At 48.4% G+C, this 15,033-nt stretch carries 8 protein-coding genes; all 8 read left to right on the top strand.

The window, feature by feature from the left end:
• Positions 1 to 3,030, top strand: coding sequence for a SusC/RagA family TonB-linked outer membrane protein (locus tag FJM74_RS19965; RefSeq protein ID WP_187264406.1), 3,030 nt, complete (start codon positions 1 to 3; stop codon positions 3,028 to 3,030).
• A gap of 23 nt (positions 3,031 to 3,053) precedes the next feature.
• A complete protein-coding gene (locus FJM74_RS19960; protein WP_187264405.1) occupies positions 3,054 to 4,814 on the top strand; it encodes a RagB/SusD family nutrient uptake outer membrane protein in 1,761 nt (586 codons plus the stop codon).
• A gap of 55 nt (positions 4,815 to 4,869) precedes the next feature.
• On the top strand, positions 4,870 to 5,898 hold the full coding sequence (locus tag FJM74_RS19955) for a DUF5627 domain-containing protein (RefSeq protein ID WP_187264404.1): 1,029 nt from the start codon (positions 4,870 to 4,872) through the stop codon (positions 5,896 to 5,898).
• A gap of 26 nt (positions 5,899 to 5,924) precedes the next feature.
• The gene (locus FJM74_RS19950; protein WP_187264403.1) at positions 5,925 to 8,033 is read left to right on the top strand and encodes an endo-1,4-beta-xylanase; all 2,109 of its coding nucleotides are present in this window, start codon (positions 5,925 to 5,927) and stop codon (positions 8,031 to 8,033) included.
• 726 nt (positions 8,034 to 8,759) lie between these two features.
• Positions 8,760 to 9,593, top strand: coding sequence for an alpha/beta hydrolase (locus FJM74_RS19945; RefSeq protein WP_317175590.1), 834 nt, complete (start codon positions 8,760 to 8,762; stop codon positions 9,591 to 9,593).
• A 271-nt stretch (positions 9,594 to 9,864) separates the two neighbouring features.
• Positions 9,865 to 11,343 (top strand): cellulase family glycosylhydrolase, encoded by a 1,479-nt coding sequence (locus tag FJM74_RS19940; RefSeq protein WP_206684069.1) that lies wholly within the window; start codon positions 9,865 to 9,867, stop codon positions 11,341 to 11,343.
• A gap of 413 nt (positions 11,344 to 11,756) precedes the next feature.
• Positions 11,757 to 12,938 (top strand): endo-1,4-beta-xylanase, encoded by a 1,182-nt coding sequence (locus FJM74_RS19935; protein WP_187264401.1) that lies wholly within the window; start codon positions 11,757 to 11,759, stop codon positions 12,936 to 12,938.
• A complete protein-coding gene (locus tag FJM74_RS19930) occupies positions 12,907 to 14,877 on the top strand; it encodes a glycoside hydrolase family 97 protein (protein ID WP_187264400.1) in 1,971 nt (656 codons plus the stop codon). The genes FJM74_RS19935 and FJM74_RS19930 overlap by 32 nt, the downstream gene beginning before the upstream one ends.
• Positions 14,878 to 15,033: the final 156 nt, after the last annotated feature.

Raw genomic sequence — 15,033 nt, 5'->3', positions numbered from 1 at the left:
ATGAAATACTTATATAAAAAAGTGGTGCTTGGTGCTCTGATCACGGTATTGCCCGTAATGCTGCATGCCCAGACCTCTGATAGAATTAATGTGAAGGCGATCGTTCGGGATGCAAAAGGAAAGCCGCTTAGTGGTGTCCTGGTTAAAAATGGACAGGACAATACCAGTAATGCCGTTACAGACTCCTTAGGCGCGTTTACCATCAGCACCTCCCCCAATGCTATCCTGACGGTAGATGCCGCCGGGTACAAATCAGCGTCTGTTGTGGCGACTTCGGACTTAACCGACATTACCATAGACCTGGACCGGAATTCCAGACCAGTACAGGTAGCACATCGGCAGGTAGCCAGAAACGACCTGCACGGAGACGTATCCGTTATCAACGTGGCCGACATGCTGGAAAAAAACTATACCATCTCCAGCATGGAGAATATGGAGGGTCTGGTAAATGGCTTCCATGGCAACATCTGGGGCATGGATAGTTACCTGGTATTGGTAGACGGAGTACCCCGTGATGCGGGAAGCGTGATGCCCACCGAAATCGAACAGATTACTTTTCTGAAGGGTGTGTCAGCGGTTGCACTTTATGGTAGCCGTGGCGCCAAGGGGGTTGTATACATCACTACAAAAAGAGGCGAGGCTAAACCTCTCCGGATTAGGGCCAGGGTAAACAGCGGGGTACATGTGCCCAAAAGCTACCCAAATTACCTCGGTTCAGCAGAATACATGACGCTCTTTAATGAGGCGCTACGGAATGATGGGTTGACAGAAAGGTATAGTGAAGATGAAATCTACAATCATGCTTCCGGAACAAACCCTTACCGATACCACGATGTGAATTATTTCTCATCGGAATACCTGAAGAAGTCCTATAACCGGCACGACGGTACGGTAGAAATAACCGGAGGTAATAATAAAGCCCGCTACTATACAAACATCGGGTTTAATACGGAGGGGTCCTTACTGAACTTCGGCGAAGCTGTTGACAACAATAATTCCGATCGCTTCAATGTGCGCGGAAATGTTGATGTGGATATAACCGATTATATTTATGCGAAAGTAGATGCTTCTGCTATCTACTATAACGGGCGGGGAGTGAATACAGACTACTGGCAGAGCGCTGCCACGCTTCGTCCCAACAGATTCGCTCCACTAGTTCCACTCAGCATGATCGAAGAAAACGATGAGGCTTCGTGGCAGATGGTGAACAATACCAGGAATATCATAGATGGCAAATACGTACTGGGCGGTACGCAGTTAGACCAGACAAACCCGTTTGCAGCCATCTATGCCGGAGGAAGCAATCAGTATACCAGCCGTCAGTTTCAGTTTAATACGGCAGTTGGTGCAAATCTAAGCAGAGTGCTAAAGGGGTTAAGCTTTGAATCTACTTTTGGTGTTGATTATGCCACTTCATATAACCAATCCTTTAATAACCAATACACAGTATTCGAAGCCAAGTGGAATAGGTATGCAGGATACGACCAAATAAGTAAACTAGAAAGTTGGGGCCCTGCTGATGCCAGGCCGGGTGTCCAGAATATTACTGGTAGCGCCTACCGGCAGACATTAGCTTTAACGGGGCAGCTAAACTACCTGAACACAGTAAACGACCACCACAACATTTCGGCCATGCTGGTGGCCAACGGTTTCCAGCGGTCAAACTCCGGAGAGTATCATAAAACGAGCAATGCCAACCTGGGGCTTCACCTGGGTTACAATTTCAGGAACAGGTACTATGCCGATTTCAACGGAGCGGTTATTCATTCTGCCAGGCTGCCGGAGGCTAATCGTCAGGCTTTTTCACCTACTGTTTCTTTTGGCTGGCGCATCAGTGAAGAGGATTTTCTGCAAGGTTCCTCTGTTGTGGATAACCTGAAACTGTCGGTGTCGGCGGGCAGGTTGCATACCGACCTGAATATCCCGGACTATTACCTGTATACAGCGGCCTATACCCAGACAGACGGGGCATGGTACAGCTGGCGGGACGGCTCCCTTAACAGGACCACCGACTCAAGACGCGGATCGAACCCGGATCTGACTTTTGCCAGGAGGGATGAAGTGAATGTAGGGGCCGAAGTGTCTTTGTTCAAAGGTTTTCTGACCATGGAAGGGGCATTCTTTGCCAACGAAATCACCGGAAATGTGGTGCAGGCATCTGCCTTATATCCGAGTTACTTCACAACAGGCTGGCCCAACTCGTCCTTTATCCCCTATGTGAACTATAACAACGACCGTAGGGTAGGTTACGATTTTAACATGAACCTGAACAAACAGCTCGGGAACGTAGGCTGGACGTTAGGGTTTGTAGGAAGTTACTATAAGACCAAAGCCACCAGACGGGCAGAGCTGTACGAAGATGAATTCCAGAACAGACAAGGCAGACCGCTGGATGCCATCTGGGGCTTACAAAGCGAAGGCTTTTTTATGGATGATGAAGACATAGCCAACTCCCCAATACAGACTTTCGGTCAGGTAAGACCAGGCGACCTGAAATACAAGGATCAGAACGGCGACGGGCAGATTAATGCGCAGGATGAAATTTTTCTGGGAAGGGGTGGATGGTATGGAGCGCCGCTCACATTGGGCCTCAACCTGACAGCTAAGTGGAAAAACTTTACCTTTTTTGCCTTAGGACTTGGCCGCTTTGGTGCGCATGCCATGAAGAACAGCTCCTATTTCTGGATGGCTGGCGAAGACAAGTATTCTGAGATAGCACGTGAGCGCTGGACCGAAGATACCAAGGCCACGGCCACCTATCCGCGCCTGACCACCTTAGGCAGAAACAACAATTTCCGAAATTCGGACTTCTGGCTATATAAGAGTAACAGATTTGACTTGCCTAAGGTGCAGATTTCATATGATCTGCCTCAGAGCGTTTTAGGAAACTCCTTTATCCGAGAATTGGGTGTATACGCCAGTGGCTTCAACCTACTCACGCTCTCTAAAGAACGTGAATTAATGGAGATGAATGTGGGTAGTGCTCCTCAAACCCGCTTCTATAATGTAGGTGTGAAAGCATTATTCTAACAAGAATTTAAAATTTAGAAAATATGAAAAGGAAGTTAATATTCTTTTTAGCAGTGGCCTTTACCTTTAGTAGCTGTGAGGATATGTTCGAACCTGCCAACCAGAACATACGGGAGATTGATGCCATGCATGGAGAGCCCATATTTGCGCAGGGAATTCTGCTGAACGGATACGCACGTATCCCCACCAACGGATACTCCTTTAACGATGTGGCAACGGATGATGCGGTAAGTAATGACGTTAACAACAACTACCTGAGAGCCGCTACCGGGCAATGGGCAGCTAACATGGACCCGTTTAACCAGTGGACAAACGCGAAAGCAGCCATTCAGTACCTGAACATTATGCTGCGGGAGGTTGACAAAGTGCAGTGGGCCAACGATCCGAATGTGAGTATGCTGTTCAGAGACCGGATGAAAGGGGAAGCCTACGGGCTCCGGGCACTGTTCATGTATCATTTGCTGCAGAACCATGCCGGCTGGAGCGGAGGTACCCTGCTGGGGGTTCCGATTGTACTGGAGCCCGAGGATAAGGATTCTGACTTTAACAAACCGCGCGATACGTTTGAGGCTTGTATGCAACAAATCTACAGCGATCTGAAGCAGGCAGAGGAACTCCTTCCGCTAGACTACACTAAAATAGCCAGCATCTCTCAGGTTCCTGAAAAATACCGCAATGGTCCGGAGGTAGATGTGGTAGACAGGTACGATCGTGTGTTTGGAGAATATGCCCGGCAGCGCATGACAGCCCGTATTGCAAAAGCCATTAAAGCGCAGGCGGCTCTGTTGGCTGCAAGCCCTGCCTATAGTGCCGGCAACACCACCACCTGGGAGGATGCGGCCCGATATGCCGGCGAAGTGCTGCAGCTGAATGGAGGTATAAACGGGCTGGACCCTAAAGGTGGGACCTGGTATGCCGAAACAGCAGAGATCGCCGCGTTGGCATCGGGTGCTAATCCTCGGGAGATTCTTTGGAGGACGGACCTTGGCCAGAGCAATGACCTTGAACGACTGCATTTCCCCCCTACACTTTTTGGCAGTGGCCGGATTAATCCTACACAGAACCTGGTAGACGCCTTCCCGATGAGCAACGGGTTTCCGATCTCGCATGCCTCCAGCAATTTTAACCCTGCTGCTCCTTATGCCGACCGCGACCCGCGTTTAACACGCTACATCCTGGTAAACGGAGGCACAGCCGGCGTTAACAATTCTACAGTGGTAACGGCAGCAGATGGTACAACCAACGATGCCCTGAGAAAGGTAGAAACTTCTACACGCACTGGTTACTATTTAAAGAAACTGCTCCGTCAGGATGTGAACCTCAACCCGCAGTCTACCAACACGCAGCCACGTTATCAGCCCCGTATCCGGTATACAGAACTTTACCTGGCTTATGCCGAAGCTGCTAACGAAGCCTGGGGCCCTTCAGGAACCGGCGCTTACGGGTTCTCTGCTTATGATGTAATCTCTAATATCAGAAGACGTGCCGGCATTACCCAGCCAGACAATTACCTGGAGTCGATCCGATCTGATCAGAATGCCATGCGTGAGTTAATTAAGAATGAGCGTCGTTTGGAGCTGAGTTTTGAAGGCTTCCGTTTCTGGGATTTACGCCGGTGGAAGTCCAATATTAACGAGCCGGCCCGTGGTGTTGAGATTGTAGGAGGAAACCATCAGACTATACTGGTGGAGGATAGAATCTTTAATGAGCATATGATGCATGGCCCTGTTCCTTACAGCGAAATATTAAAGTTTAATGCTTTAACACAAAACAATGGCTGGTAAGAGCAGACAAAATCTGTCGCTTTCACCGAAAATTCACCTAACAAAATGTAAGAAAATGAAAAATATATGTTTTAAGCTGGTAGCCTTACTTGCCATCCTGACTTCATGCGAGAATCAGGAATGGGTGTATCCGGATTACGAATACCAGACCACCTATTTTGCCTATCAGTACCCTGTCAGGACCATTACCCTGGGAGAAGATATCTTTGATACCTCCCTTGATAACCAGCGCAAGTTTCAGATAATGGCTACTACGGGAGGCGTTTATGATAATAAAAAGGAGGTTACAATCGGGGTAACAATAGATAACACCCTTAGCAACAACCTGCTGTTTAACCCGAATGGCGCCGACATAAAGACTATGCCCGCCAGTTACTATAAACTAACATCAGACAAGATTGTGATTCCGAGTGGCAAGTTAATTGGTGGGTTAGAAATAGAGCTGACGCCGGAGTTCTTTGCAGACCCGCAGGCCTTAAAAAATACCTATGTTATCCCGATGCGCATGACCAGCGTGGAGAATGCCGACTCTATTTTATCCGGTACGCCATTGGTTGCCCATCCAAACAGGGTAGTAGCCGGAGACTGGAGTGTGGCTCCCAAAGATTTCGTGCTGTACGCTGTAAAGTACATTAACCCATGGCACGGATTTTACCTGCGCCGGGGCAAGGATGTGATAGTAGGCAAAAACGGCAATACGTCGCTTAACCAGACCATTGTACGGGAAAAGCAATATGTGGAGAACGACGAAGTAGTTAAACTAACCACCCAGTCGCTGACCCAGCTAGAGTACCCGGTTATTTACAAAGACCCCGAAGGCAGCAATATCAATGTTAAGTTAACGCTGACTTTTGATGAGCAGGGCAACTGCGTGGTTTCTTCCACTTCTACTGATTACAGCGTTACCGGTAGCGGGAAGTTCGTGAAAAAGGGAGAAAAGAACAGCTGGGGCAATACAGACCGCGATGCGCTCTACTTAGATTATAAAGTGGACTTTAATCATATGCAGATTACCTCTACCGATATCCTGGTTATGAGGAACCGAGGGGTTACCATGGAAACATTTTCTCCGGTGCTCAAATAATATTTATAACTGTTATTTAGAAGGATATGAAACATTTATATAGAACATGGCTTTGCGTTACGGGTCTGGTAATGGCAACTGCCTGTGAGCACGAGCCTCTCGAGTACCATGTGGAGAAACCGTTGAGTTTTGAGGCACAGGAGGCGATAGATGCCTATGGTGACCTGAAAACTTACGTCAACAGGGAAGCCAATCCTGAGTTTAAGCTAGGAGCGGGTATTGCCTCCGCCGACTACCTGGCGAAAGGAGTCATGTACAGGCTGGTTAACAGAAATTTTGATGAAGTTACGCCACGGACCGAGCTGAACCATGGTGCCATCGTGCAATCAAACGGAAGTCTTAGCCTGGGCAATGCCGAACTGTTGGTTTCTACAGTAAAAACGGCCGGTGCCAGTGTTTACGGGCAGTCGCTTACCTGGCACCTGAACCAGAATGCCGCTTACCTGAAGGGCTTGCTGACACCTCTGATCGTAGAGTCGCCTGCCTTCATAAATTCTCTGAACCTTACCGGGCTAACGTCCGGAACGCTGCAGGGGTGGAGCACAACCACCGGTGTTTCTGTAGTGGAGAATGAAGGAATGGGCAGAGGAAAAGCAGTGAAACTGGTTTCCGGCAACGGCGCTTCGCAACCGCAGGACCTGCAACTGGTGAGCCCGGAAATTACCGTAGCGCCCGGAAAAGAATATGAAGTGATCCTGTACATAAAGTCCGACAAGCCTGGAGAAGGACGGGTAGCGTTTGAAGGACTGAACAACAATACACCTGAAGTAGACTGGATGAAAACCGGCAAGGCCACGGCAACATTTGCCACCACCCCCGGCTGGAAGGAAATAAAGTTCAGAATCCGCGATTTTCAGGGCGATAAAATCAGACTTCATTTCGATTTAGGGTATCAGCCTGGTGTGACCTATTTGCTGGATGCCAAAAACTTTTATGTGTACGATACCCAGGGCGAGCGCATTGTGAACAACCTGGTGCCCGCCGGTGATTTTGAGACAGGATCAGGATTTGGAGGATGGGGTAACGGCTCCACCAGAGGAGTTACTGAAGCAGGTATGGGAGTACAGGGTGGAAAGGCCTTCTGGGTAACAAACCCATCCAAAACAGGTGGCTTCTGGGAGGTGCAAACGCTTTATGAATTACCCGGCGGGCCGTTGCAGAATGGCAAGGTCTATAACCTGAGTTTTTGGGTAAAAGGCACGGCAGAAGGTGTTATCAGGCCGGAAATGCAAAGCTCCGATTTTAGCTCGAACGGATTTGGGCAGGTGAGTGTCACGACCGAGTGGAAGCATGTGCAGCTTGCCACCACTATTAACGCAGAAACCAGAAACCGCTTTGTGATCAGCTATGGCGAATTTGCCGGAACCGTGTACATCGATAAAGTGGTACTGACCATGGAAGGTGCCACCTCCGGTGGCGAAACTACCGTGGTCGAGAAAACGCCTGAAGAGAAAAAGGCCATTCTTTTGGACCACATGGAGCACTGGATTTCTGGCATGGTGAAAACTTTGTCGCCCTACGTGAATGCCTGGAATGTGGTGAAAGAGCCGTTAGACGATGCTAACCCTGCTGAACTCAAAACCGGAGCGGGTAAAGCAAATCTGGCCGGCGACGAATTTTACTGGCAGGACTACATGGGCCGCGACTATGCCGCGCAAGCATTTAAGCTGGCCAGGGAACAAGGCAAAGCCAGCGATCTGCTCTTTATAAGCGACAACAACCTGCATAGCAACCTGAATAAATGCAGAGAACTTATAAAATACGTGGAGTACCTGGAAAGCCAGGGCGCCACCGTAGACGGTATAGACACACAAATGCGCATCGGCATCGACACGAACAAAGACGGCATCAGAGAGATGTTGGAATTGCTTGCCGCTACCGGCAAACAAATAAGAATATCCGAATTTGAAGTCACCTTGGGTGTTGCCAACGGAGCCACCGAAGCTCACTATGCCGCTCAGAAAGAAATGTATCAGTATGTGGTGGAAACATACATGCAGATAATTCCTGCCGGCAAACGCTACGGCATTACCACCTGGAGCCCAACCGCAGACCCAACCGGCCTCTGGACATCAGGCCTGAACCGGAAGCCCGCTTACTCAGGCTTCGCAGATGGATTGAAGGGAGCCAGATAACCTGTTATGAATGGATATGTTAGCAATAAGATGATGTTGCTGTAAAGCAGCAGATTCTTATTGCTAACACTTAGCAGGGTAGGAGTTAGGCGGAAAAAGTAAGTATTAACGATGTTACACAAGAAGTTTTTGTCCCCCTTGGGGTAGGGGGATGACTTACACCTGAGATCAAAATTTCTGAATTATTATCTTTAGTGGCAGTGTAAATTGGGTTTTCTGTTGCCCGTGAAACATCCCCCTTACCCCCTTCAAAGGGGGACTTTCCCTCACATAGTAATTTAGGCGTAACATCAGTCTGTAAGCGTAAAGGATGCGGGGAACTTACTGGGGCGAAAGATTGAGTAGCAGCCATAGAGCAAGTCTTGCCAGAGGCATCAGGAGCAGATAAGATGCCTGGCTCTAAATTATTCTAATGAAAAAGGTCCTCCGGAATGTTCTACTGCTGCTGCTGCTCCAGGCCTGCCTTGGCTTCGCAATATAACATAAGATGCGTTGATGTGACTGAAATTGTTTATAGCAGCAGCAGCAGAAAAGCAGGCTGCGGAGGGTCGTTTTTATTTAAATAATTGCGCATGACTATGACGACAGAAGTCATGCAATTGAAGAATGGTTTAAAGACTGAATTTAAATGAGAAGTTAACAACTGAGACTATGAAAAAACCTGCACTTACAGTTCTCTATGTATTTTTATGTACATGTTTGACATGGGCACAATCCATAGAAAAAATGGCCCCACAGGGGTTCGATCAGCTACAGGCAAATATTCCGCAAGGGAAAATTGATACGGTAACCTATGATTCAAAATCAGTAGGCGTAAAACGCACATCACTGGTTTATACCCCGCCCGGTTATTCCACAAAAAAGAAATATCCCGTCTTATACCTGTTGCACGGGATTGGCGGTGATCAGTATGAGTGGCTACGGAATGGCCAGCCACAAATTATCCTGGATAACCTGTATGCCCAGGGCAAACTTGAGCCCATGATCGTGGTGCTGCCCAATGGCCGGGCCATGGCAGATGATCGGCCGGTGGGAAATATCTTCGACAGCACCAAAGTACAGGCCTTTGCCAATTTTGAGAAGGATCTGCTCCACGACCTGATCCCTTTCATCGAAAAGAATTATCCTGTCCATAAAGATCAGAAGCGTCGTGCTATTGCGGGCTTGTCGATGGGGGGCGGCCAGTCGTTGAACTTCGGCTTAGGCAACCTGGATAAGTTCGCCTGGGTAGGCGGGTTTTCGTCAGCACCCAATACCAAAGCCCCTCAGGAATTGCTTCCTGATCTGGCAGAAGCCAAAAAGAAGCTGCAGCTGCTCTGGATTTCGTGTGGGACAGACGATAATCTGATGCGAATCAGCACACGCACGCACGAGTATCTTACGGGTAACCAGGTACCACACATCTTTTACGTAGAGCCAGGCGGCCACGATTTTAAGGTCTGGAAAAACGACCTGTATGTGTTTTCACAGCTGCTGTTCAAGCCAGTAGATGCCTCCCGATTCTCTGAATACACCATCTCGGAAATTCCCGCTTCCACTCAGGGCGGGTCTGCTGAATAATTACTGAAGTTGTGTTAGGTACATGCAGGCGAAACCTGTCGCTCTCCGGAGCTGCCGCCGCAGCAGCTCCGGAGGTCAGTTTTGATTGGAATAATTTGGAAATGAATTACGGCGCACCTCTTAACATAATCATCCTTTCGCACATAAGCCTTGCTGTTAAAAAAGTCTGGTATCCTGGCATTTATGCCCTGTTTCCCGGGGCGCTAAAATTTAGACTTCCGGGAAGCTATAAGGGCATCCATCTCTGGGAATTACCTTAAAACCCGAATCCTTGAAAAAGCTTCACTTTTTACTTCTGGTAGCAGCATGGGGGCTGCTCCCTTTTCAGGTGATGGCCTGGCCGGGCATGCCCTTGCCTCCGCTGCATGTGGAAGGCCGGAACCTGAAAGATAATTGCGGCAATAATGTAGTGCTGCATGGTGTGGCCATAACGGCAAGCCCCTGGTTTAATGGCTGTCAGTATGGGTTTAGCTCCAGGTACTGCACCTGGGATAATTACAATGTGCCAGGTGCGCTGGCCTATAATAAGGCTATTATGGACAGGCTCACCAATACAGAAGACGGCTGGCACCTCAATTACATCAGGCTTCACATAGACCCTTACTGGACCAACACGCCCGGGCCTCCCATTCCGGAGAACAATATCTCCAGGTTCAGTTACGACAGGCTGGTGACCTATACCGACCAGGTCATCATCCCGTTGATTAACCATGCCAGGGAAAGAGGCATGTATGTCATCCTTCGCCCACCGGGCGTATGTCCGGAGCGAATTGCCGTAAATGATGCGTATCACAGTTATCTGAAAACAATCTGGACGTTTTTGTCTCAGCACCCGGGGCTCAGGAATGCAGACCATGTCATGTTTGAGTTAGCAAACGAGCCTGTAGAGATTCTGGGTACAAACGGTGTTTGGGGAAAGACTTCACAAGCTCATTTCGACGCTCTGAAAAACTATTTCCAACCACTCGTGGATATCATCCGGAATAATGGTGCCAGTAACATTTGCTGGATACCAGGTACGGGCTGGCAATCGCATTATGCAGGCTATGCAAACAACAGAATTACCGGAGGTAACATAGGCTACGCTGTGCATATTTACCCCGGCTACTGGGGAGGCATTCGGAACTACCAGGCTTTTCAGAAAGGGTGGGACGAGCATGTAAAGCCTGTGGCCGATTTTGCCCCGATCGCTGTTACCGAAACAGACTGGGCACCCGAAGGATATGGCGCCTGGGGCAAGGCCACCACCGGTATAGCTCAAGGCGATGGATTTGGTGCGAACCTGAACTATATTCTGAACCAATCCGGCAATGTAAGCTGGAACGTGCTTGCCCCCGACAACCTGCTGGATCGGGGTGACCCGAATGGGGAAGTGGCCTATTACAATAATTGGGAAGCCTGTGCAGCACCGGTTAAACGCTGGTTTGCGCAATACGCCGGCACCAATGTTCCGGTAGCCAGCTGCAATGCGTTGGCCTCAGTTCCTGAATTAGAGAATAAAGACCTGGGCGATGTATTGGAGACTTACCCCAATCCCGTGAACAAGGGTACTTTTACGGTTCTCCTGAATTCTCCTTTTATTAATAATTACCAGATTGCAATTTATACCCTAAGCGGAAAACAGGTGTTTAGGCAGCAGAACCTTCGCTATGGAGAAAGTCTGATCAGGACGGGCCTCGGCCAGGGCATGTATGTATTGGAGATAAGTGGTGAGAATTTTCGTACGACAAGAAAGCTCCTAATAAAGTAGCTAAGTACATTCCAGTAAAGGCTGTCTTTTGGAATTATTCTAATCAAAACGGCCCTTCGGAGACCTCTTCTGCTCCTGATGCTGCTGGTCCGGATTACATATGACATATTTTACTTGAATGTACTAAGTGTATTGAGATTTGGCCATAATGTTACATCAGGTTAAATGTATGTTACAGCCAGATGCGTGTATGTAACATAGCGGAAAAGACCTGTAATGTAAAGTTGCTCCCGTTACGGTTGAGTTAAATAGATTTGTATATCGGTAACTGAACGAATGTTCGTATTGATGAATGCATGGGAGTTCCAGTGGAAAACAAACATCAGGTAGAAGAACCGTACGTCAGATCACAGATATTCTCTCCTGCTTCCGAAAGCATTTGCCTGTAATATTGAGTTGAAAAAAATATAAAAATGGAAAATAAAAGATATTGGTTAGGTACAGTAGTAACGATGCTTTTATTAAGCATTTTGAGCGTTGCCTGTAAGGTAGTAACACCAGAAACCAGCGAACTGACGCTGAAGGATGCCTATAAAGACAAGTTTTACATCGGTACCGCTCTTAATGAGCGGCAGATAATGGGGAACGATGCTGCTGCTGTGCAAGTAGTGAAAGAGAATTTCAATGCCGTGGTAGCCGAAAATTGTATGAAAAGCGGCATGCTTCAACCCGTAGAGGGTGAATTTCGCTTTGAACTGGCTGACCAGTTTGTGGCGTTTGGCGAACAAAACAACATGCATATCAATGGCCACACCCTGATCTGGCACTCGCAGGCACCACGCTGGTTTTTTACAGATAGCCAGGGCAACGATGTGTCCCGGGAGGTGCTGGTGCAGCGCATGAAGGACCACATCTACACAGTGGTTGGCCGGTACAAGGGCCGCATCCATACCTGGGATGTCGTAAATGAAGCGATTCTGGATGATGGCTCCTGGAGGAAGAGTAAATTTTACGAGATCATTGGCGAAGACTTTGTAAGACTGGCATTTCAGTTTGCCCATGATGCCGACCCTGATGCCAAGCTGATGTACAACGACTACTCTATGGCCCTGCCGGGAAAAAGAAGTGGGGTGGTAGCTATGGTAAAGAAGCTTCAGGAGCAGGGGGTGCAGATAGACGGCATCGGGATGCAGGGACACATTGGCCTGAAACATCCGGCCATCGATGAGTTTGAAAAAAGCATACTGGCATACTCAGACCTGGGGGTGAAAGTAATGATCACAGAACTGGACCTCTCGGTGCTCCCATCTCCCTGGGAAAACGCAGGCGCTGAAGTGTCTGCTACCTACGAATATCAGCAGAAAATGAACCCCTATGCCAACGGCCTGCCCGATTCAGTGAGCCAGGCTTTTACAGAGCGCTACCTGGGCTTCTTTAATCTGTTTATAAAGCACCAGGACAAGATCGACAGAGTAACGCTCTGGGGAGTAAATGACGGACAGTCCTGGAAAAATAACTGGCCGGTCAGGGGGCGGACAGATTACACCTTGCTTTTCGACAGAGAAAACCAGGCGAAACCAGTTGTAAAATCACTTATCCAAGCAGCACAACCACCACATGCTAATGAAAAGAAAAAGCGGAAACAGAGCATTTAACTACATCCTTTATTTAGTGGTACTCCTTCCTGTGCTGGCTCAGGCCCAACAGGCAAAAGTTAGCAGTCCTGACAATAAGTTACAGGTAGAAGTATTTACGCAAAATGGCAGGCCGCAATATCGGGTAACATTTTCAGGCGAAACGATTCTGGAGGATTCACCTTTAGGGTTGGAGACTAACTTGATTGATTATTCCAATGAAATGACCCTTCTGGGCAGTAAGCAGAATGCGATTGACCACAAGTATAGCCAGGATAAAATAAAGCAGTCTGAAATCCACTACCTCGCCAATGAGTTGGTATGTTCGTTTGCCAACAAAGACAAGAAGGTGTTGAATGTGGTTTTCAGGGTGAGTAATAATGACATTGCCTTTAGATACCATATTCCGGAATCAGGAGACCCGCGAGCGCTTGTAGTAGAAAAAGAGGCTACCGGATTTAACTTTCCTCAGCATGCCAAAGGGTTTTTAACCCCGCAGTCCAAATCCATGGTGGGTTTTGCCAGAACGAAGCCAAGTTATGAAGAAGGCTACCAGGTGGAGAAAGACATTGCTGCCCGGTCGGCAAATGGGCTAGGCTATACGTTCCCGTGTCTTTTTCGGCTAGGGGAAAAATGGGCGCTTGTTTCAGAAACCGGCGTTAGAGGCCTTTACTGTGGCTCTCACTTAAGTGACCCGACGCCTGACGGAACGTACACGATAGCTTTTCCGGACCAGACGGAGAATAACGGCTTCGGAAGCACCGGAGCAGCCATAGGCTTATCGGCAACCACCCCCTGGCGAACCATCACAGTGGGCCAGGGCCTGAAGCCAATCGTAGAGACCACCATTGCGTACGATGTGGTGGAGCCACTCTACGAGCCATCTGCAAAATATGAATACGGCAAAGGAACCTGGAGCTGGATCATGTGGCAGGACAATAGCATGACCTATGACGACCAGGTAAAGTACATAGACCTGGCGCACCAGCTAGGCTACCAGTTTATTTTAATAGATGCTTTGTGGGACCAGCGCATCGGCTACAAGCGCATGGAGGAATTGATTAAATATGCCGCTTCGAAAGGCGTTGGCGTATTCCTGTGGTACAATTCCAACGGTTCTTTTAATGATGCCCCTCAAACGCCCATCAACAAAATGAACACGGCCATTGCCCGAAAAAAGGAAATGCAGTGGATGAAGCAGCATGGGGTTAAAGGAATTAAAGTGGATTTTTTTGGAGGAGACAAGCAGGAAACCATGCGCCTGTATGAAGACCTTTTATCGGATGCCAATGATTACGGGTTGATGGTTGTGTTCCATGGTGCAACGCTGCCAAGAGGCTGGGAGCGGATGTTCCCGAATTTTGTAGGCAGTGAGGCCGTGCTGGCATCCGAGAATCTGATGTTCAGCCAGCACGCCAATGATATGGAGGCCTTTCATGCAGCCTTGCATCCTTTTATCAGAAATGCTGTGGCCAGCATGGAGTTTGGTGGTGTGGTATTGAACAAGCGGTACAACCGGAACAATGATGGCGGGAACCACAGGAAAACAACGGATGTATTTCAGTTGGCTACGGCGGTGCTGTTTCAGAACCCGGTGCAGTTTTTTGCCCTCACCCCTAATAACCTAACCGATGCACCTGCTTTTACAATTGATTTTATGAAGGAGGTCCCCACCACCTGGAATGAGACAAAGTTCCTGGAGGGGTATCCCGGAAAGTACTGCGTACTGGCGCGGCAGCATCAGGGGGAGTGGTACGTGGCCGGCATTAACGCACAGGCTGAGGCGGTAAATCTAAAAATTAAGGCGCCGATGTTATCCGGGCAAGAGGTGAAATTCTACGGAGACAATAAAGACGGGACCAGCTACATGAAAACTGTAAAAGTGAATAAAAAAGGCGAATTGAATATTACCATACAGCCAAACAGCGGAGTGGTTTTAGTGCAGCAATCATACCTCTAAGAGCCGCATTTGAGATAGGGAATTACCGCTCAGAGGACCAGTTTTCAATACTAAGCAAACCTGCCTGTTTAGAAATTAGGTTGATCATGTACTCAGTACATCCAACTAAAATCTATCGCATAAAAGCAGGGTCAGCAACAGAAATATGCTCAGGAG

Source organism: Pontibacter beigongshangensis, from assembly GCF_014332515.1.
GTDB lineage: Bacteria > Bacteroidota > Bacteroidia > Cytophagales > Hymenobacteraceae > Pontibacter > Pontibacter beigongshangensis.
The sequence above is the reverse complement of the archived record's forward strand: the minus strand, read 5'-3'. Positions and strand labels throughout refer to the sequence as shown.

Coding starts and splice junctions, on each gene's coding strand:
- FJM74_RS19955 (WP_187264404.1), top strand. CDS start 4,870: ATGAAAAATATATGTTTTAAGCTGGTAGCCTTACTTGCCATCCTGACT.
- FJM74_RS19965 (WP_187264406.1), top strand. CDS start 1: ATGAAATACTTATATAAAAAAGTGGTGCTTGGTGCTCTGATCACGGTA.
- FJM74_RS19930 (WP_187264400.1), top strand. CDS start 12,907: ATGAAAAGAAAAAGCGGAAACAGAGCATTTAACTACATCCTTTATTTA.
- FJM74_RS19960 (WP_187264405.1), top strand. CDS start 3,054: ATGAAAAGGAAGTTAATATTCTTTTTAGCAGTGGCCTTTACCTTTAGT.
- FJM74_RS19945 (WP_317175590.1), top strand. CDS start 8,760: ATGGCCCCACAGGGGTTCGATCAGCTACAGGCAAATATTCCGCAAGGG.
- FJM74_RS19935 (WP_187264401.1), top strand. CDS start 11,757: ATGGAAAATAAAAGATATTGGTTAGGTACAGTAGTAACGATGCTTTTA.
- FJM74_RS19950 (WP_187264403.1), top strand. CDS start 5,925: ATGAAACATTTATATAGAACATGGCTTTGCGTTACGGGTCTGGTAATG.